At 60.6% G+C, this 19,294-nt stretch carries 14 protein-coding genes; 6 read left to right on the top strand and 8 right to left on the bottom strand.

Translation table 11 applies throughout. The features are described from left to right. The first annotated feature begins 62 nt into the window (after positions 1–62). Together recJ and JIN84_RS10755 are read left to right on the top strand one after the other, a co-directional pair. The gene (gene recJ / locus JIN84_RS10760) at positions 63–1,757 is read left to right on the top strand and encodes a single-stranded-DNA-specific exonuclease RecJ (protein WP_200351050.1); all 1,695 of its coding nucleotides are present in this window, start codon (positions 63–65) and stop codon (positions 1,755–1,757) included. 253 nt (positions 1,758–2,010) lie between these two features. Further along, positions 2,011–3,090: a hypothetical protein gene (locus JIN84_RS10755; protein WP_200351049.1), complete on the top strand. Its 1,080-nt coding sequence runs from the start codon at positions 2,011–2,013 to the stop codon at positions 3,088–3,090. A gap of 8 nt (positions 3,091–3,098) precedes the next feature. On the opposite strand, the gene JIN84_RS10750 is transcribed toward JIN84_RS10755, so the two are convergent. Next, positions 3,099–4,472, bottom strand: a complete 1,374-nt coding sequence (locus tag JIN84_RS10750) for an APC family permease (protein ID WP_200351048.1) — start codon at positions 4,470–4,472, stop codon at positions 3,099–3,101. Positions 4,473–4,607: 135 nt separating this feature from the next. On the opposite strand from JIN84_RS10750, the gene JIN84_RS10745 reads away from it, so the two are divergent. Further along, complete coding sequence (locus JIN84_RS10745; RefSeq protein WP_200351047.1) at positions 4,608–5,387, top strand: C1 family peptidase; 780 nt, start codon at positions 4,608–4,610, stop codon at positions 5,385–5,387. A gap of 9 nt (positions 5,388–5,396) precedes the next feature. On the opposite strand, the gene JIN84_RS10740 is transcribed toward JIN84_RS10745, so the two are convergent. The 3 genes from JIN84_RS10740 to JIN84_RS10730 all read right to left on the bottom strand — a co-directional run bounded on the left by JIN84_RS10740 (position 5,397) and on the right by JIN84_RS10730 (position 9,846). Further along, on the bottom strand, positions 5,397–7,982 hold the full coding sequence (locus JIN84_RS10740; RefSeq protein ID WP_200351046.1) for a vWA domain-containing protein: 2,586 nt from the start codon (positions 7,980–7,982) through the stop codon (positions 5,397–5,399). A 12-nt stretch (positions 7,983–7,994) separates the two neighbouring features. Then, the gene (locus JIN84_RS10735; RefSeq protein ID WP_200351045.1) at positions 7,995–8,531 is read right to left on the bottom strand and encodes an RNA polymerase sigma factor; all 537 of its coding nucleotides are present in this window, start codon (positions 8,529–8,531) and stop codon (positions 7,995–7,997) included. A 175-nt stretch (positions 8,532–8,706) separates the two neighbouring features. After that, positions 8,707–9,846 (bottom strand): DEAD/DEAH box helicase, encoded by a 1,140-nt coding sequence (locus JIN84_RS10730; RefSeq protein WP_200351044.1) that lies wholly within the window; start codon positions 9,844–9,846, stop codon positions 8,707–8,709. Positions 9,847–10,019: 173 nt separating this feature from the next. On the opposite strand from JIN84_RS10730, the gene JIN84_RS10725 reads away from it, so the two are divergent. Both JIN84_RS10725 and JIN84_RS10720 read left to right on the top strand, forming a co-directional pair. Further along, positions 10,020–11,876: a sialate O-acetylesterase gene (locus tag JIN84_RS10725; RefSeq protein WP_200351043.1), complete on the top strand. Its 1,857-nt coding sequence runs from the start codon at positions 10,020–10,022 to the stop codon at positions 11,874–11,876. Positions 11,877–12,134: 258 nt separating this feature from the next. After that, positions 12,135–12,623, top strand: coding sequence for a hypothetical protein (locus tag JIN84_RS10720; RefSeq protein WP_200351042.1), 489 nt, complete (start codon positions 12,135–12,137; stop codon positions 12,621–12,623). A 52-nt stretch (positions 12,624–12,675) separates the two neighbouring features. On the opposite strand, the gene JIN84_RS10715 is transcribed toward JIN84_RS10720, so the two are convergent. Next, complete coding sequence (locus JIN84_RS10715; protein ID WP_200351041.1) at positions 12,676–13,992, bottom strand: DEAD/DEAH box helicase; 1,317 nt, start codon at positions 13,990–13,992, stop codon at positions 12,676–12,678. Between the two features lie 64 nt (positions 13,993–14,056). Further along, on the bottom strand, positions 14,057–14,350 hold the full coding sequence (locus JIN84_RS10710) for a hypothetical protein (protein ID WP_200351040.1): 294 nt from the start codon (positions 14,348–14,350) through the stop codon (positions 14,057–14,059). A 165-nt stretch (positions 14,351–14,515) separates the two neighbouring features. Between JIN84_RS10710 and JIN84_RS10705 the strand changes: the two genes are divergently transcribed. Next, positions 14,516–16,576 carry an InlB B-repeat-containing protein gene (locus JIN84_RS10705; RefSeq protein ID WP_200351039.1) on the top strand — a complete coding sequence of 687 codons (2,061 nt, stop codon included), beginning with the start codon at positions 14,516–14,518 and terminating at the stop codon, positions 16,574–16,576. Positions 16,577–16,791: 215 nt separating this feature from the next. Here the strand turns inward: JIN84_RS10705 and JIN84_RS10700 are convergent, their stop codons facing one another. Further along, positions 16,792–17,574 (bottom strand): hypothetical protein, encoded by a 783-nt coding sequence (locus tag JIN84_RS10700; RefSeq protein WP_200351038.1) that lies wholly within the window; start codon positions 17,572–17,574, stop codon positions 16,792–16,794. A gap of 94 nt (positions 17,575–17,668) precedes the next feature. After that, positions 17,669–19,261: a hypothetical protein gene (locus JIN84_RS10695; RefSeq protein WP_200351037.1), complete on the bottom strand. Its 1,593-nt coding sequence runs from the start codon at positions 19,259–19,261 to the stop codon at positions 17,669–17,671. Positions 19,262–19,294 lie beyond the last annotated feature (33 nt).

Genomic DNA, 19,294 nt, shown 5'->3' with positions numbered 1-19,294 from the left:
AAGTAAATTCCGTTTGAGTCTTGTATGAAGTGAGAAAGTGCTTTTAAGGTGCGCGTCACTTCATGCGAGCGCAGCCGTTCAAGTGGATCGCACGCGGAGAACCGTTTCAAAAACAAGCGAACGGTTCGACCGCCGCTTTTCCACCGATCCTCGAGCACCTGATCCGCCAGCGGGGACTCCCTGCCGGCGTGGATCTGGAAGGTTATCTGCGCCCCCGGTTGCGGGATTTGGCGGATCCGTTCCTCATCCCTGACATGAAAATCGCCGTGGACCGGGTGTTCGAAGCGATCGACAAGGGCCAGAAGGTCTGCATTTACGGCGACTACGACGTGGACGGCGTGACCTCGATCACCCTCATGCGGAGAATCCTCATCGCCTACGGACTCACTCCCCGCCATTTCATTCCCCGTCGGGGCCCGGAAGGCTATGGCCTCAGCACCGCCGCACTGGAACGCTGCATGGAGGAAGGCCCGAAGCCGGATCTGCTGATCACGGTGGATTGCGGGACGGTCTCGATCAAGGAGGTGGCCGCATTGCGCGCGGATGGGATCGATGTCGTCATCGTCGACCACCACGAACCCGACCCGGCGGGACGACCCGACTGCTGTGCTCTGGTGAATCCGAAGTGCGGCAGCGACTTCACCTACCTCTGCGCGGCGGGCGTCGTCTTCAAGCTCGGCCACGCGATGATGAAAACCCGCTTCATCGATCTGGACCTGAAGGAACTGATCGACCTCGTCGCCGTCGCCACCATTTCCGACATCGTGCCGATGATCGGGGAGAACCGGCTGATGGTGCGCCACGGCCTGAAACATCTGCCCAGCACGCTGAATCCCGGCCTGCGCGCGCTCCAGGAAGTGACCGGCATGAACGGCCACGCCACCTCGATGGACGTCGGCTTCCGCATCGGCCCGCGCCTGAACGCCGCCGGACGCATGGATGTGCCGGAGGACGCGCTCGCCACCCTGACGACGGATTGCCGCCGCCTCGCCAACGATCTCGCGCAGAAACTCGACGCCTATAACAAGGAGCGCCAGTCCCACGAAGGCCTGATCCGGCGGGAAGCGGTGGAAATGCTGTTGCAGAATTTCGACCCCGCGAAAGATCCGGTGATCGTGCTCGGCTCGCGCACGTGGCACCACGGCGTCGTCGGCATCGTCGCCTCGCGGCTGATGCGGCAGTATCACAAACCGACGTTCGTCATCGCCATCGACGAGGACGGCATCGGAAAAGGCTCGGGCCGCAGCATCGACGGGATCTCGCTGGTGGAGGCGATCCGCGCATGTGAGGACGATCTCCTCGCCGGAGGCGGCCATGCGATGGCCGCCGGGCTCTCGATCTCCGAGGAGAAGATGGACCGCTTCCGCACCCGCTTCGCCGAATACGTGCTCAACCACACCAGCGCCGAGCAACGCCAGCCGAAGCTGATGTATGACGCGGAGATCTCCTTCGACCAGCTGTCGCTCGAATTCCTCGCCAGCTACGACCTGCTCCAGCCCTTCGGAAACGGCAACCCGCAACCGGTTTTCATCTCACGCGATGTCGGACTGAGCCGTCCGCCGCTGCACATGAAGAACAACCACCTGCGCTTCATGCTCCGCCAGGGCTACCACGAGCAGGACGCGGTCTTTTTCGGCGGCGGAGAATATCCGTTGCCGGATCCGCCGTGGGACATCGCGTTCACGATCGACCGGAACACGTTCCGCGGGCGGACGACGCTGCAGCTCATCATCCAGGATGTGCGGGCGGCGGAATAACCGTCATGCGAAGCACGACGTGCTGGAATCCCGCGCTTCATTCAGGCGTCCGCCCCCCGCCCCGGGAGCTCAAGTTCAACAACCATTTGGACAAGCCGTGCCACCGGCCGCGCCTTCCGAGACTCTCCCGCGGCTGGGGATTTCCGGTGTTTTTGATGCGTGTTCCTTTCCTGTGGTCCCGGTAATCCTTGTATGATCTGAGCATTGAAGCCGTCTTGCCATATCTTCCCAGGAACGCCGCCAGATTGACTTTTTGAGCATCAGTCAGATTCTTACGTTCTCCCGCGAGAAATCCGGCGGTGGTCACCGAACCGGGGGAAAGGTAGGAGCGGGCGTCGCAAATCAGATTTTTAGAACCGAGGAGAGCGGTGATTCCGGTGGCGGAAGAAACGGAATATACGTGGTCCACGACAGGAAGCAGCTTGCTTGTGGAGGCCATGAGAAGATGGGCAGGGAGATCCACAACGTTTGGGTGGATCATTTTGATATGTTTCAACAGGTCGTCCCTTATTCCTCCCATATCGCCATGGAACGTGGGAATGATATTGAATTCGGGAAACTTCGCACAACACCGCAACAGGATATCCATGGGCTTGAGGGGCGAGGAAAGCGCTCCCTCCCACGAGATCCATTCATCAGGCTGCAAGGCGACCATGATGGTCTCCCGATCCGGATCCGGGAGGCTTGTCCTGAACAATTCCCGCAGGCCGGCGCTTTCTTGCGACCTGCCGGACTCGGTCAGGTCGGCAATCAGTTTTCCCGCCGCATCCAGCTCCTCAACCGTATATTCATCCCTGATCTCCCCCTTGATGATTCCGCTCCATCTGGAAGCGATCAAGCCGTTCACCTGGTGCCCCACGGGATCCAGGTAGAAACGGCCGCGCCTGACTTCGTACGGCAGGGGAAGTTTTTCGATGAAAAATGTCCCCACCCTCCTTGGCATATCTTTGACAGCGGACGATATGTATCGGTTTTCCGCGGTGGAAATCACCAGATCCGGATCGAATTCTTCAAATGCGGAACGTATCAATGCGGACAAATAAAGATTCCGGGCGGGCACACCGGGCAAGGAATACAGATCCCTGGCATAGCCGTATCTTTCTCCTCCGAAGGCATCCAAGGCTTTGGACGGACAAACATGCAGCGCCCGGATTCCAAAAACGGACTCACCCAGCCGCAATTTCGCCGCCTCCGCCATTGCTGCCGAGCTCACGATCACGAGTTCATCCGTTTCACGCAGAGAAAGATTTTTACACATCTGGCCGGCCCAATCCAGGTGGGGGGCCAAAAGAAGCGGATCATTCCTGAAAACAACCGGCTCGATATAAAATAATATTTTCTTCATTTTTCAATCCACTCCGTATCCTCGGCCACTCCCGGCTTCATCAGGAAATAAAGCCCGCAGCTCACGACGAAAATTCCCAATGCAATGAGCGGCGCGACCGCGGATCCCGGCTTGGGGTCGGAAAACGCGGCCTGCACCCGCACCACCACCAGCAACGCGCACACGAGCGCTCCAAGCACCGGCACGAGGATTGGCACGTCGAAGCCATCCCTTGCCTCATCGGAGCGGCGCTTCAGGACGATGAGCGAAATGTTCACCAGCGTGAAAACCGACAGCAACAAAAGCACCGTCGCTTCCGCCAGCGGCTTCACCCCTCCGCTTAAAATCAGCAGCGATACGATGCCGAACAGCACGAGGATCGCGAGATGCGGAGTTCCCCGCCGCGCGTGGAGCCTGCCCAAAGCCGTTGGCAAAAGTCCCTGTCGGCTCATCCCGTAAAGCAGCCGGGATCCCATCAGGTAATTGAGCAACGCCGTGTTCCCGATCGCGAAAATCGTGATCCCCAGATAGACGCGGTCGATGCCGCCGAACCACGGTGCGGCCCGGTGCGCCACCTCCATCAGCGGCGTCTTGCTCGCCGCCAGCTCGCGCCAGGGCAGCACGGAGACCGCGGTGATCGCCACCCCCATGTAGATGAGCGTCGCCAGGATCATCGCGCCGACGAGTCCGAAGGGGATGTCCCGCTTCGGGTCTTCCACCTCTTCGCTCACATTCAGCACGTCCTCGAAACCGATGAAAGAGAAGAACATCAGCACCGCGCCCTGGAGCACCAGAGCCAGGGTGATTCCCGATCCGATCCCTCCGGCAGCGTCTCCCGGCGTCTCCAGATAATTCACGCCGCCCCAGAACCTCACGCCCACCGCGATGATGAAAAGCAGTCCTCCCGCCTCCACCACCGTGCAGACGATGTTCGCCCACATGCTTTCCCTCATGCCCCGGAAGATCACACACCCGATGAGAAAAACCAAAAAAACCGCCACCAGCTTCGTCGGCAGCACCATGCCCACCACCTTCTCCAGGTTTTCCGCGATCGCCTGCGAACCCGTCGCCATGCTCGTCAACCCGCTCATCATCACGGCGATTCCGACCATGTAGCTGATCGCCGGTTTTTTCAGGGCACGCTGCGTCACATAGGCCGCGCCTCCCGCTTTCGGATAGCGCCCGCCGACGCACGCATAGGAAAGCCCCGTCAGCAACGCCGCGATCATCGCCGCGAGGAATGCCAGCCAGATCGCGTTCCCCAAGGATTCGGCCGCACGCCCGACCAGCGCGTAGATTCCCGCGCCCAGCATCGAGCCGAGGCCGTAGAACAAGACCTGCCACCGTCCCAAGGCGGGTTGCAAGCGGGTGGGAGGGGTTTCGGAAGGCATGATGGGCTGCCTGCATCATGCGTGCCACGTCCGGCTTGGGAAGGAAAAGTGTTTCATTCCGGATTCGTTGAGAAATCCGCCATCCCCCGGAGGTAATTCCATTTTGTCCCCGCGTCCGCCCAAAACCCAACGTCCGTGAAACATCACCTCATCCTCCTTCTGGCCCTGCCAATGGCGGGGCTCGGAAATCCCAGCCAGCCTCCTGCAGGAACGGCCGTCTCCATTCCCGCCGCAGTGGACCTGCGGCCGCGGCTCGAAGCCGCCGGCATCACCCCGCGCCAGCAGGGAGGGCGCGGGACCTGCTCGGTTTTCACCGTGACGGCGGCGCTGGAACACGCGCTTGCCCGGCCGGGGAAACCTGCCGGCAGACTCAGCGTGGAATATCTCAACTGGGCATCCAACCAAGCCGTCGGGCAGGCTGCGGACGGAGGATTTTTCTCCGACCTGTGGAAAGGGTTCGAGGCATGGGGGATCTGCAATGAAACCGAGATGACCTACGGCGCCATCTTCGAGCCCGACCGGAAACCGGAACCCAAGGTCATCGGGCATGCGAAAGAACAAGCCTCCCGCCTGCGGATGAACTGGATCAAACCCTGGGATATCAAAACCGGCCTCACGGAAGCCCAGCTCGCCGCCATCCGGCAGACTCTGGCAAAAGGCATTCCCGTCTGCAGCGGCCTCCGCTGGCCGGAAAAGCCCCGCTGGGAAAACGACGTCCTCCGGATGTGCCCGCCTGACCAGGTCTTCGACGGCCACAGCATCCTCATCACCGGCTATCAGCCGGATGTTTCACAACCCGGCGGTGGCACCTTCAGTTTCTATAACTCGAACCGGCCCGACAAACCCTGCCGCCTGCCATGGGGTTACGCGCTCGCCTACATGAACGACGCCATGTGGATCGGGCCGGCCGAGTAGGGCCCGCATTCAATTCCCTTGGATGATTTCAGCCTCCGCCGGTTTCCTGAACAGATCGGGTTCCACGTAAGTCGTTTGGCCGCCGAGTGTCTGTTCGATGGTTTGGCCGGGGAAATAGTTCAACACCACGGGCTGGCCGCGCTTGCCCGCCTCGTCATAAGGATAGGTCACCCTCTGCACCGGCATTTCCTGTCCCGTGCCGGGATCAATCCGCTTCACCCGGGAATCGAACATCAGCTCATCCACCAGTTTTCCCGTCTCCTTGTGATAGCCGTAGCTGACACGGAAGAGTTCGGTATTCTGACCATCCACGATCTTGCAGCCCAAGGGATTCCCTTTCTCGTCGAGCTTGTAGGTGGCCTTCATCGTGAGAACCCCGGCGGCGGAGAGCGTCTTCCTGACGATGGTCGTCCCATCGGGATTCCGCGTCAGGATCGAACGGGTGCCATTCTGATGGCGGATGACGCGGACATTCGGGCCATCCACGGAATCGGATTCATTCGCAACGGCTTGAACGGGCGCGGCATTCTCTCCGCCACCCAGCTTCTCCACCAGCTTCACGAACTCCGCGCGATCTTCGGTGGAATCGTCCTCCAGTCCGGGTTTCGCCAGTTCGCGCACCTTTCCCCAGGTGATGTCCTTCGTTTCATCCATGCCACGGAGTTTCATACCGAACAGAGCGGCGGCGGTGGAGAATTGGAAATCCTTATCCGTGTTCGCGAGCGGACGGACGTCGCCAACCAATGGGAATTCGATTTTCCTGCTCTCGTCGCCGTCCGGAGCTTTGTAGCGGAGCTTCATGGTGAGCCATTCGCCGGTGGGGGCGGCGGCGGATTTTTCCGGTGGAGCCTGGTATTTCAACGCATCGGTCCCCGCTTCTCCGGGCGGAGCGATTTCATAGAACGCTGTAACGGTATGGCCCGCTCCGATGTCTCCCGCGTCCACCTTGTCGTTGTTGAAATCCTCGTTCTTCAAAACACGGTTCGCATAACCGATGAGCCGGTAGCGTCCGACTTTCGCCGGATTGAACTCCACCTGGATTTTCACATCCTTGGCGATGGTGACGAGGGTGCCGCTGAGGTTCTGAAGGAAGACCTTCCTCCCCTCCCTCCCGGAATCGATGTAGAAATAGTTGCCGTTTCCGTCGCGGGTGATGGCATCCATCATCGCGTCGTTGAGATTCCCGGTGCCGAATCCGGCGACGGTGAGATAGACACCGCTTTTCGCCCGATCCTTCACCAGGCTGACAAGAGCGTCCTGGCCCGTGAGGCCGACATTGAAATCCCCGTCAGTGGCCAGGATCACCCGATTCACGCCACCTTCGATTTTCTGCGCCTTCGCGATTTCATACGCGAGCTTGATTCCGGCACCACCATTGGTCGAACCGCCCGCCCCAAGGTTGGACAGTGCGGCGAGCACCTTGGCCCGGCCTTCCTCATCAAGGCGGGTGGATGGCAATGCCACACCTTCATTTCCGGCATAGACGACGATGGCCACGCGGTCCCGTTCGTCAAGCTGGCCGACCATGGTTTCCATGGACTGCTTGAGCAGCGGCAGTTTGTCCGGGCTGTTCATGGAGCCGGAAACGTCGATGAGGAAAACAAGATTCGACGCGGGCCGCTTGCCTGTTTCGATCTCCCGTCCCTTGATCGCCATCCGGACGAGGTGATGTCCCGGCGCCCAAGGACAATCCGCCAGCGTCGCCCCAACGGCAAACGGGGCATCACCTTTCGGCGCGGGATAATGATATTTGAATGCGTTGATGCATTCCTCGATCCGCACGGCATCCTTGGGAACCTCCCGGCCTTCGCTGATCATCCGCCGGACATTGCTGTAGGAAGCGGTATCGACATCGATGGAAAACGTGGAAAGCGGATCGCTTGCGGGAGATTTCCACGGCTGGTCGATGAAGGTGCCGTAGCGGTCGGAAGAGACGGCCTCAACGGAAACCGAATCCTCGCCCTTGGTTGTAAAGGCGCTCCGCTCCTGTAGCATTTTCGCAGTTTCCCCCCTTGCCGGCGGAACAACCCTGGCCCGGGGCTGGCGCGCTATGGGCGGTTGGGGTTGGCCCATTCCCGGAGCTGGCTGTGCTCTTTCCAATGCGGGCGAGCCGGCGTCCGCCGAATCCGCCGCAAGAGCCAGATCAGAAGAAGAGTCGGCGACCGGGGACGCTTCAACAAAACGGTCGGCGGCGGACATCCCGTCATCCGCGGGTGCGGCAGAAGCAACAGCCGGGCCGGACGAGAGCGGATCCGCGGCCGCCCCATCATTTCTCATGGTATCGGAGGTGGTTCCGTCCTCGGGCAACGTGATGCTCACGATTTTCGGAGCATTGCTTTTACTCACCACCTGCGGTGCCGGGGTCGGGTCCGGCGACCACCACCAGAATCCGGAACCCGCCGCGAGCACGACTCCCGCCGCGATTGCCCAGCGGGAGAAATTTCCTTTCGGCGGAAGTGTGGCGGCGGAGCGTGGTCCGGCGTCGATGGCGCTTTCGACTTGTTTGAGAAACGCCTCGTCCGGCCCGTGGGACTGCTCGCGCAGCAGTTCGTCAAGCAGGCGGTCTTCGGGGTTGTTGGGAGATTCGGAGTTCATGACAGGAAAATGTTAGAAATTGGATTCGAGGCAGAGGCGGAGCGACGAGCGGGCGCGTTCCAGGCGTTTTCGAAAAGTGGCCGGAGGAATGCCGAGCGTGGCCGCGCCCCCCTCGCCATCCTGGCCGTCGTCGTAGTAGGCGGACACCGCCCGCGACAGCGCCTCGGGCAATTTCGACCGGCAGTCCGCCAGCCGTTCGAGCAGTCCCGTTTCACCCGCGCTGGCGCTCCACGTGCGGATGGCTTCCTCCAGGCGCGCGAGTTCCGGGTCGTCGAAAGCCACCTCGCGGCGGTGTTTGCGACAATCCTCACGCCATTTGTTGCGGACGATCCCCCGCAACCAGGAACCGAAATCACGCGTCACATCGAAGCGTCCGATCGCCTGCCAGGCGGCGACAAAGGCATCCTGCACCAACTCCTTGGCACGCTCGGGATGCCTTGCGAGCACCCTGGCATAGGCAAGCAGGGGCTGGTGATGTTCACGGATGAGTTCGGAAAATCTGGCACGGTCCATGACGGTGGGCGGATAGGCTGCGGCGAGTGATTTCATGGGATTCACCACTTGTTGACCCGAGCATGCCGGAATGTGACATCCGGATGAAATTATTTTTCCGGATGTGATCCAGGCGTTCCCGCCTGTTCCTTTCCGATCACTCCGGATCCCGCACTTTGATGAAGACGACTCCTATGCCAGAGGCGGATGGATTTCTCCCTGCCAGGCCGGATCAACAACCCCGCACGTCGATGGCGTCTCCATGAAGCAAGGTGACCCGCTTGCCCGTTTTCTTCTGGATCAGCTTGAAATGATCCATCTCCTCCGGGCTGACGAGGGAGATCGCATCGCCGGGATGATCCGCACGACCGGTGCGGCCGATGCGGTGGACGTAGTCCTTCGGCGAGCGTGGAAGCTCATAGTTGATGACGCAGGGGAGAAAATCGATGTCGATGCCGCGGGCCAGCAGATCCGTGGAGACGAGCACCCGCATCTCCCCGGCCTTGAACTGCTCCAGGTGGTGCAGCCGCGTTTGCGGGCTGAGCTTGGAATGCATGGCCCCGGCTTCGATCTTGTTCTTGATGAGCTTGTTCACCACGCGGTCCACCTGTGCGGTGGAGGAGGCGAATACCAGCACCTGGGACAAATTTCCATGCTTGATAAGGTAGCGCAGCAAGGGACCCTTTTTGATTTCCGGGACCAGGTAGGCGATCTGGTGAATGGTATCGGCGGTCTCGTCCTCCGGGATCTCGATCACGTGAGGGTCCCGCAGCAGCAGTTGCCGGATGTGTTTCACCGGTTCGCTCAGCGTGGCGGAAAACAACAGATTTTGCCGGTTGGCCGGCAGAAGCGCGAGGATGCGATCGACCTCATCCTTGAAACCAAGGTGCAGCATTTTATCAGCCTCATCCAGCACGAGCGTGGTGATGGACGAAAGCTTCACCGCGTTCTTCCCGATCAGTTCCAGCAACCTGCCCGGAGTCGCGACCACGATGGCCGCCCGCCCGATCGTCCGCATCTGCGTGTTGACCGACGACCCACCGGTGATCGCGAGACAACTCAGGCGAGGGGTGATGGCGGGCAGGAAACTCTCAAACACCTTCGAAACCTGATGCGCCAGCTCCCGCGTGGGCACCAATACAAGAACGACCGGCTCGCGGTGCCGGGGTGCCTCGATGGACCGCAGATGATGGACGATGGGCAGGACATAGCCCGCGGTTTTCCCGGAGCCTGTCCTGGCGATGCCGAGCACGTCATTTCCCGCAAGGATGGCAGGGATGGCCTCGCCCTGGATCGGAGTGGGATTTGAGAATCCCGCCGCTGCGGCGGCTTTCTGTAAAGCAGGGGCAAGGCCGAGCGAGGTGAAGGGCATGGGAGGAAAAAGTGGCGGACCGGGCCAATTCTGGCGAGCCTGTATTTGATGGCGGGCCGCCGTTCGGAGGGATATTGTGGGTTGCGGATCGGGCGCAAGAATCCCGATCGGCTCCGCGTTTATTCCCGGCTCCCCCTTGGACTGTGTATTAAAAATCAGGTATGACATTTCCCATGAAGAAGTTGGTTCGGATCGCCGCGTGTTTGCTGGCGTCCTCTCCCGTCGTTTTTTCCGCCGAACTGGGTTTCAGCACGGCTTTCTCCTCCGGCATGGTGATCCAGCGGGAGGCTCCGGTCACGGTTTCCGGACAAGGGCCCGCCGGAGAACGGGTGAAGGTGACGTTCGCCGCACAAGAGCGTTCCGTGAAGGTGGGCGATGACGGAATCTGGAAAGCGGATTTCCCCGCTCTCACCGCCGGAGGGCCGTATGTGCTGGAGGCCTCCGACGGAAAAGCCACCGCCTCCGTCGGTGACGTGCTGGTCGGCGATGTCTGGGTTTTCTCAGGCCAGTCGAACATGCAGATGGGACTGGACGAGGCGATCGGCGGAGCGGAGGCGATCGCAAGCGCGGCGAAGGACCCGAAGATCCGGGTGCTGGTCATGCCCAAGGCCGGTGCCGACACACCGCAGTCGGTGGTCGGCGCGAAGTGGCGGACCAGCACGCCGGACTCCCTCAACAAATTTTCCGCCGTCGCCGGATTTTTCGCGGTCCACCTCCACCGCGATCCCGCCCTGAAGGACATTCCACTGGGCGTCATCGACACGTCCTTCGGTGGGACATGTGTGGAGGCATGGACTCCGAAGGGGGCGCTGCCGCCGATCCCGAAGGAGAAAATGAGCGCCTCCATGTTCAACATTCCGCAGGGAAATCTGTTCAACAACATGATCGCCCCTTTGCTGGACCTGCGGATCAAGGGGGCGGTTTGGTACCAAGGCGAAGGCAACGCCGGGCAGCCCGGAGTGTATGCGGAGCTGTTGGAAAACATGATCGCCCAATGGCGGAAGCAGTGGAATGCCCCGGAACTGCCGTTCTTCATCGTCCAGTTGCCCGCGTTCGAGGGCAGGGCGAACGGGCTTGATTGGGCCTGGCTGCGGGAGGCCCAGGCGTTCGCCGCAAAAAAATCTCCGAATACATGGCTCGCCGTCACCTATGACACCACGAACGGCCTGGACCTCCACCCTCTCGAGAAACAGGAAATCGGCCAACGCCTCTCGCTGCTGGCGGCGAAAGAAGTCTACCGCCGGGATGTGGTCGCACACGGCCCGTCCGTGAAAGGTGTCTCGGTCGGGAAGGATCAGTTGAAGGTATCGTTCGACAGTCCCTTGAAAATTTCCAACGGCGGGAAATTGCTCGGTTTCTCAATCGCCGGGGCGGATGGGGAATATCGGTTCGCCGAAGCTCGGATCGATGGAAATGATGTCCTGCTGAAGGCACAGGGAATTTCCGAACCGAAAACGGTGCGCTACGCATGGAGCGGCCTGACAGATGCGAATCTGGTCAACAACGCCGGACTGCCGGCAGCCCCTTTCCGGACGGACACCCAGCCACCGAAGACGCTGGCGTTCCAGCCGATCCCGACGGTTTACCAGATCCTCGCACCTTCTTACCAATTGCAAACCGGCAACTTGGGAAGCATCTCAAGCCTGATCGTCAGCGGGAAGCAGTTCCTTTCCGCAGAGCCGGGTGGCGGAACGAGCTTCCCCGGCTTTTTCGGCCCGAGGAATCTGCCCACCCTGCGGGAATTGGGCCCCAGCCGGATAGAACTCAGTGACAGCTCCACCCGGTTGGAAATCGCATGCACCGATGATTCGCTGGTATGGACCATCCGCAACGACGGCAAGGATGCGCTGGACTTCCACATCGCACTGGCGGAGCAGGTGAAAGTGGAACTGAAAAACTCTTCCGCGGGACTCACCCGTGGAAACGTCGGACTGGATGTGGAAGGCTTCGACCAACAGTCCGAAAACAAGCTGGTCACCAAGATCCAGCCGAACTCCACCCGGACGCTTCGTTTGACCGTCCGTCGGTGACGTCCCCGGGGAATTTTCCGCTGGAAACCGACGAATTGTTGCGATTCTGCGGAACCATTGTGTCCCCAAACCACGGAAAAATACCCGCTCCCTGCTCAAACAGAAACATGCCAAAATCACCGCCAAACAATTTTCCCGCGATGTGATTAGAAACTGGCGTATGGCATGTGCCATGCTAATTTCTCTGATTGTGCGCCAGCCTGGCGTGCGACCCGATGGCCGCGGGATGTAGCGGTCTTTTCCAAATCCTTGAATATCATGCGCTGCCTCACGAACTCTGAGATTCACAAGTGGCTGGCCGGACAAGGAATGCACCCCCAGCCGTTGGAGGGTGGTTTCCCTGTCGCCGGAGATTTTCCGATCCCGTCCGAGCGCCGAAGTCGACAGATGCTGGCGGATTACCTGGCCGATCTGCTTGGGAAAGATAGTAACAAACTCCTGGAAATCCTGCCGTGTCCTCAGGATGTGGCGGAGGATTGGGAGATTCTCAGGGATTTCCGTGCGGGACTGAATGAAACCCGCCCGCTCGTGGCAACACCTGGTCATTTGTTCAAAAGCGGGGACCGGGAAGATTTCCACAGCCTTCTGACCCAGTTGTTGGGAGCCGAACAGGGATGGTCGTTCTACATCTATTCCGCCCCTTCGCGCACGACGATACTGATCAATGACCGGGTCGAAGTGTGGTCGCCGAAAAAGGGCATCCGCAACGAGCTCGGGCGCTATCTGGTCCCGTCGCAGGCGGCCTGAAACGCGTTTGTCAAATGTCCCGGAAGCGCATGCTCCCGGGGCATTTTCGTGTCTACCTGTTCCCCCTCTTCGTTGCGGTCTTCTTGGCGGATGGTTTGCCTTGAGGTTTCACCGGTGGCTTTGCGCCGGTTTTGCCCGCCGGTTTCACGGTTTTCTTCGCCTCCATCTCCCGCGTGCGTTTGCGCCAATCCCGCTTCACCGGCTTGTCCTCCGGCTTCGGTGGCGGACTGGTGGCGTAATAGTCGAACCCGCGGAGCTTCTTGCGATCAATCCGCTGGCCGATGGCCAGCTCGGTCATTCCCAAAAGGTTCAGGTCCCCCTTCGGCACCAGACTGATCGCCTCCCCTTGCGCCTCGGCCCGCCCGGTACGGCCGATGCGGTGGACGTAGTCTTCGGAATTCACCGGGAAATCATAGTTCACCACCTGCGAGACCCCGTCGATGTCGATACCGCGCGCGACGATATCCGTGGCGACCAGCACCCGGGCCTTGCCGTCCTTGAAATCCTGCAGCGCCTTCAACCGCTGTTCCTGCGTGCGGCTGGAGTGCAGTTTCACCACCGGAATCTTCTCCGCCTGAAGCGCCTGGGTCAGGCGGTTCGCTCCGTCCTTCAATCTGACAAAGACCAGAACGCGCGTGAATCTCGGCTGTTTGAGAAGTTCAAGCAACATCTCCGTTTTCAAATGCGCGGGCACCTCGTAAACGGTTTGCACCACCGTGTCCGCCGGATTCGAGCGTGCGCCGATCTGCACCATCTTCGGCTGATAGAGGAACTTCCTCGCCAGCGACTCGATGGCTTTTGAAAGTGTCGCGGAAAACATCAGCGTCTGCCGCCGCTTCGGAAGATCCGCGACGATCGTCTCGATGTCCGGCAGAAATCCCATGTGGAGCATGCGGTCCGCCTCATCCAGCACCAGGGTTTCCAGCATGCTGAAATCCACCTTCTGCCGCTCCAGGAGATCGATCAGGCGTCCGGGCGTGGCGACAATCATGTCCACCCCCCTGTTCACCGCCTTGATCTGGGCCGCCTCCTCCACCCCGCCGAAAATGGCAGCCACCCGGATGGGCAGACCGTTTCCATAAGTGCGGATGTTTTCCATGATCTGCAGGGCGAGCTCTCGGGTGGGCGCGAGGATCAGCGCCTTCGTCCCGCGCGGCTGCTGGTTGAGATTGGCTTGGGAAATGCGCTCCAGCATCGGCAGCACGAAGGCCGCGGTCTTTCCCGTGCCCGTCTGCGCGATGGCGATGAGGTCATGCCCCTGCATCACCTTGGGAATCGCCGCCGCCTGCACGGGCGTGGGACGCAGGTATCCTGCTTTCTGAATCGCGCGGAGAATGTCTTTCCCCAATCCGAAGTGACTGAACGGCATGCGCGAACCTAGCCGCCCGGGCACACGCTGGCACGGATATAAATTCGAAATCCGCCAAACACGCTCACAACAAGGCCGCAGTGATCCGCATCCACTCGTCCGCCAAACTCACGGAGGAAGCGGGCACCGGCTTGCCCGCGCGGGAATACCAATAGGAGGCATTCGGAAGATCCCCTTCCTCACGGTGCAGATAGGCGTGGATCCATGATCCGGCGCTACCCGGAATGTCCTGGCAAAGATCGTGCGCGGCATCCCATTTCCCGGCCTTCGCCAACCACAGGGCACGGGCGGAAGTGGAAATTCCAGCAGGAGGTGAGGCGTCCGCGGCGGCGGATCGCGCGAGGTCCATGGCGGTCATGCGAGGATCTTCCACGCACGGACCAGCACAGGCAATTGCGATTTTCCCCGGCATTCGAACCTCCATCCCAACAGGTCCGGCTCCGCAGCATCCCCGGTCGACGGCGTGTGACAGGTTCGCCGCCAGCGGTCGATTCGGCGCAGAACCTGCTATCCCCTGAAAATCATGTTGTTTAGGTCCTGTCTTCCTTTCCTCTCCGTCATTCTGGCCCTTTCCGCCTGCCTGGCACCCGTAACCGCCGATGCCTCGATCAGCGGCGGCGACGACTTCAACGACAATATCCGCGATCAGGCGAAATGGGGAGCTTCGGACCTTTCGGAGGGCGGCGGCACTCTTACTGAAATTTCACAACGGTTGGAATACACCACCAGTTCGCCCACCGCGGTGCAGAACAGCTACCGGCCCTGGGTTCTCAACAAGGCGACCTATGATACGAACTGGGAGATCATCCTTGATGTGACCAACGCGGCGGCCCCGTCTTCCGAAGACGCGTATGCGTCCATGGGATTTGAAATTTTTCCGCCAAACACCCGCAGCCGCTCCCTCTACACCGAACTCATCGCCTACACCAACGACGGCGTGAACGTCCGGCGCGCGTTCGACAGCGATCTCCTCGAAGGATCGAATTCCTTGGGCTACAGGTCGGAATCCATCACCGGTGCCACCGGATCCCTGCGGGTCACGTTCGATGCGGCGGCGAAGGTCCTGGCCTTCTACAAAGATGTGAACGGAGGCGGCGACGGCTACCAGTGGGTGCGGCAATCTTCCTACGGCATCGCCGGATCCGGAGGAACGACGGCGAACACATCATGGGCGATGAGTGGTGCGGACCTGTTCCAAGTGAACATTTACGGTTATTCCCAAATCATGAGCATCGGTGCCGGGAAAATCCACGCGGATAACTTTTCGGCGTCTTCCGGAACATCCACCACCATGACATCGGTGGTTGTCCAGCCGGATGGTTCCGTGCTTCTCACCGGCTCCGTGTATCCGAACGGATTGGAAACAAGCGTTGTCTTCGAACTGGCGGCCAACTCCCAGTTTCTGGAACCCAGGACTTCCGCACCCGAGATCATTCCCGCCACCGCGTCGAACAGACAGACAACCGCCACGATGGGAAATCTCGTTCCGGGAGCGGCGTATTGGGTCCGCACCCGCGCGACGAACTCGGGTGGTTCCATCACCGGAAACGTGCTCACCTTCGCAACGCCACCGTACACCCTTTCCGTGAATCAAACCACGGGTTCGGTGACCAGCTCCTCCCCACAGGCTTCCCATCCGCTGGGAGCGACGGTCACACTGACCGCCACACCTCCGGTCGGGGCCGCCTTCATCAATTGGAGTGGTTCGGTGAACAGCACGCAGAATCCGCTCACGGTGGTGATGGACGGCAACAAGACGATCACTGCGAATTTCACCGTCTCGATCGCGGAGGCAGCCGATTCTCCGGGCCTCACCTTCACCACCGGCGGAACCAAAGGTTGGTTCGGCCAATCCACGACCACGCACGATGGCATTGATTCGATTCAAAGCGGCGACGTCGGGAACAGCCAGCAATCGTGGTTCCAAACCACCGTGACAGGACCGGGAACACTCAGCTATTGGACCCGGGTATCCTCCGAAAGCGGTGACGCGCTCGAGATCCGCATCGACAATCTCCCCATCCGTGACCGTATCGGAGGTCTTGCGAACTGGCAGAAGAAAACCTACGAAATCGAAAGCGGAAGCCACACCATCCGCTGGAGCTACATCAAGGACTTCATCGACGACGGGGGGGCCGACACGGCATGGGTGGATGAAATTTCCTGGGTGCCCGCCACCACGGATTTCGCCACATGGCGGACAACCCACTTCACTTCCGGCGAACTTGCCGACGCCTCTGTCAGCGGACCGGACGCGGATCCGGATCACGATGGAGTCGCGAACCTGCTTGAGTTCGCGCTCGGCGGACTTCCCAAGAATGGCGGCAGCAGGCCCGCGCCGGTGACCAGCTATGAAACGATTGGCGGAGAGCGTTATCTGGCCCTCGCCATCGCCAAGCCGGCGGGAGTGGGCCGTTTCAACTACGCCATCAAGGTCTCTCCCGATCTGAAGAACTGGTCAACCGGCAGCCCCCACACGACGGTTCTCACCGATGACACCACCACGTTGAAAGTCCGCGACAATACTCCGGCCGGTTCCGGCGCGACGCGGTTCATTCGTCTCGAAGTCACCACAACTCCGTAAGCCCTGGTTTCCCGCGCGGCGCGATCGGACCTTCGATTACGAGCCCGGCCGGCCAGTCGGGTGGAGGCATGGAATGCCACATGCCGTGCGATTGCGATTGCGATTGCGGTGGCGGATGGCAAAGCGGTCCGCCGGGTCAACGCCTTCGCAAAACGAAACCCGCACCTGGTTTCCCAAGTGCGGGTTCCGCATCCGGCGGGTGTCACCCACTCCGATCAATCCGAGCGGCGGCGTTTGAAAACCAGAAGCGAGGCAAGGCCGGACAGGAGGGCGACCGATGGCTCCGGGACAACCAGGGAGACGTTGTCGAAGAACATCACATTGTCACCATAAGAGGCACCGGGACCGCTTTTGCTCCATCCGAATTCCATGTTGCCAAATCCATTCGTCGCACCGTTGAAACCGGGAATCGTCTCGTTGAAGGTGCTGGAGGAAACGCTGTTGCTGACGGTGAGGCTCACATTGCCGCCGTTGAAACCGATATCGAAGGAGTAGAGAGCCAGCTCGCTAAGCTTCACCGACGCGTAGGTCAGCGAACCCCCGGCGAAGATATAGGCCATCTCCCACTCGGCGGCGACTCCGCCTTCGGGATCGAGCGACTGGGCGACCGGAATGAAACGGAGCTGGAAGAGATCCGCACCGGAACCGTCGTTCAGCGTGAAGCTGAATGCATCGCGGTTCGGATGCAGGTTGGTGCTGTCCTTGATGAGAAGGTCAAGGGTCACGCTGGCGGTCGTGCTGACAAGCGACGAACCCAGTGTCAGCGTCGCCGAATCGGCGGTCGCATCCGCGAACTCGCCGCCAAGCGCGCCGGCGGTGCCGCCGTTGAGGATGCCGACGTAGGCCAGCGGAGCGATCGCCGGATTGGCTTCCGAGAGCGTGATGCCGGGCACCGTGGTCAACGGGGCGTCCGGGGTGAGACCGTCGAATGAATAGACAGCCGCGGAGAGTTGGCCCAACGGGGCGAGTAGGAACAGGGAGTACTTTAGCAATTTCATTTTTTTCGTATTATATGGATTAACCCAAATCAATTTCCGGATGTCCGGTGGTCCGAGGACAGCCGGAGTGCCCGATCGGCGGCAGGCGCGCACCTCAATTTCCAACCACGGCGTCCAGCATGTCTTTCAACTTCTGGGAGGTGTCGCTGGAAAGGTTTGCGGAAGTCAGCAGGTTTTCCGCCTGGTCCGGATTCGCGATCACCAGGTAGGCGAACGCTCCTTTGAGAGCGCGATACTGGGCGCTCCCCGCGGAGATTCCCCTGGCGATCTCCCATGCCATCTGCGGCGAATGCTCGCAGATGGCCGTGGCTGCCGCGTATTTGACTCCGTCGGTGCTGACGGACGGCGGCAGTTTGTTGACATAGTTGAAAATATCCGCGGCGTTGTTTCCCACGGCGGCGGATGTGATGACCGCCTCAAGGGCGCTCGACCGCTTGACCCGGTCGGCGATCAGGGAAACTCCGTCCGCGGCGGAGGTCCAATCTTTCGCAGCCCATGAGCCGTAGAGGGATTTGATGAGATCGGTGTTGTCGGGATAGTTCTTGTTGGCATACCCGAACGCGGCTTCCGGATCGGATTTCGCCCAGCCTTCAAGAACACCGGTGATGGTCTTGAGCTTGAGATAATCTCCCGGCAGCGATTCCGCGAGGGCGATGGCACCGGCGGGATCTCCTCCGGCGATCTTCTCGGCGATGAGCTTGGCCGCATTCTCGAGCAGTTCGAGGTCGGGGCTGGTGGGAGGGGTGATCACACCGCTTTCGACGGCCTCATTGTAACTGTCGGGATCGTTGGCATAGTCGGCTTCCGTTTTTCCGGAAGCGGCAAGACGTTCGGCGCGTTCCTTGGCATATGCCTCGGCAATGATCTTGGTTTCTTCCTGGAGGGCGGAAGCCGCTCCCTTCGGATTCTTTTGCGCGATGGCCATCAGGACCGAGTTCAGGGTGAGCGCGCGTTCCGAGAGATAGGGCAGATCACCCGCCCATTCCAAAGCGGCTTCCGGATCGCGGGCCGCCCAGATGGCCCCCACGGTGGCGAGCGCCTGGCTGCGGCGGAAAGGTGATTTGATCTCGGCGATGACAGCCAGGCTTCTGTCGACATCCGTGCGGGCCATGCCACGGGCCACGGCGAGCAGGGAGCTTTCGAGAGTGTCATCGAGCAGGTACTTTTTCGACCATACCAGCGCCTTCTCGGGGTCGTGGTTGGCGAGATAGCTGATGAGGCGCTGCAGGGTGACGAAAATTTCGTCCGAAGCCCCTCTATCAGGATCAAGCTTCGTGAGCGACTCCTGCAGAGCTCCCATGACAGCGGCGAGATGGAGGGGTGGGCCTTTCACTTCGAGGGAAGCGATGTATTTGTTGAACGCGTCCACATCCTCCAGCATCCAGCGGTCGACAATGCCGACGATGACCTTGTTTCTCAATTCCTCGTCCCCGATTTTCATCGCCTCGTCCATGAGGCTTCCGAAATCCCGCAGGTCGGTGCCGGCGATTTTTTGACTCCACTCTTCCAAGCCGGGAGCAGGCAGGGAAGCGGCACGTGTATCGGGCTTCGTGACCGGACCGGACGGGGCACCGTTGCCGGAACTACGGGGATCATGGCCACGCGGCGCGCGGATGGCGATCATGACTCCCCCGGCGATGAGCGTGGCGGAGAGGATGGCGATTACTTTGGAGCGGGAGCTGGACATGTGGAATGAAGGCGGAGAGAGGAAAAGGGGCGC

It is taken from the genome of Luteolibacter yonseiensis (genome assembly GCF_016595465.1).
Classification (GTDB): domain Bacteria; phylum Verrucomicrobiota; class Verrucomicrobiia; order Verrucomicrobiales; family Akkermansiaceae; genus Luteolibacter; species Luteolibacter yonseiensis.
The sequence above is the reverse complement of the archived record's forward strand: the minus strand, read 5'-3'. Positions and strand labels throughout refer to the sequence as shown.

Bases quoted from the DNA above. Each gene is read 5' to 3' on its own strand.
- recJ (WP_200351050.1), top strand. From the start codon at position 63: ATGCGAGCGCAGCCGTTCAAGTGGATCGCACGCGGAGAACCGTTTCAA.
- JIN84_RS10750 (WP_200351048.1), bottom strand. From the start codon at position 4,472: ATGCCTTCCGAAACCCCTCCCACCCGCTTGCAACCCGCCTTGGGACGG.
- JIN84_RS10740 (WP_200351046.1), bottom strand. From the start codon at position 7,982: ATGAACTCCGAATCTCCCAACAACCCCGAAGACCGCCTGCTTGACGAA.
- JIN84_RS10735 (WP_200351045.1), bottom strand. From the start codon at position 8,531: ATGAAATCACTCGCCGCAGCCTATCCGCCCACCGTCATGGACCGTGCC.
- JIN84_RS10730 (WP_200351044.1), bottom strand. From the start codon at position 9,846: ATGCCCTTCACCTCGCTCGGCCTTGCCCCTGCTTTACAGAAAGCCGCC.
- JIN84_RS10725 (WP_200351043.1), top strand. From the start codon at position 10,020: ATGAAGAAGTTGGTTCGGATCGCCGCGTGTTTGCTGGCGTCCTCTCCC.
- JIN84_RS10720 (WP_200351042.1), top strand. From the start codon at position 12,135: ATGCGCTGCCTCACGAACTCTGAGATTCACAAGTGGCTGGCCGGACAA.
- JIN84_RS10715 (WP_200351041.1), bottom strand. From the start codon at position 13,992: ATGCCGTTCAGTCACTTCGGATTGGGGAAAGACATTCTCCGCGCGATT.
- JIN84_RS10710 (WP_200351040.1), bottom strand. From the start codon at position 14,350: ATGACCGCCATGGACCTCGCGCGATCCGCCGCCGCGGACGCCTCACCT.
- JIN84_RS10705 (WP_200351039.1), top strand. From the start codon at position 14,516: ATGTTGTTTAGGTCCTGTCTTCCTTTCCTCTCCGTCATTCTGGCCCTT.
- JIN84_RS10700 (WP_200351038.1), bottom strand. From the start codon at position 17,574: ATGAAATTGCTAAAGTACTCCCTGTTCCTACTCGCCCCGTTGGGCCAA.
- JIN84_RS10695 (WP_200351037.1), bottom strand. From the start codon at position 19,261: ATGTCCAGCTCCCGCTCCAAAGTAATCGCCATCCTCTCCGCCACGCTC.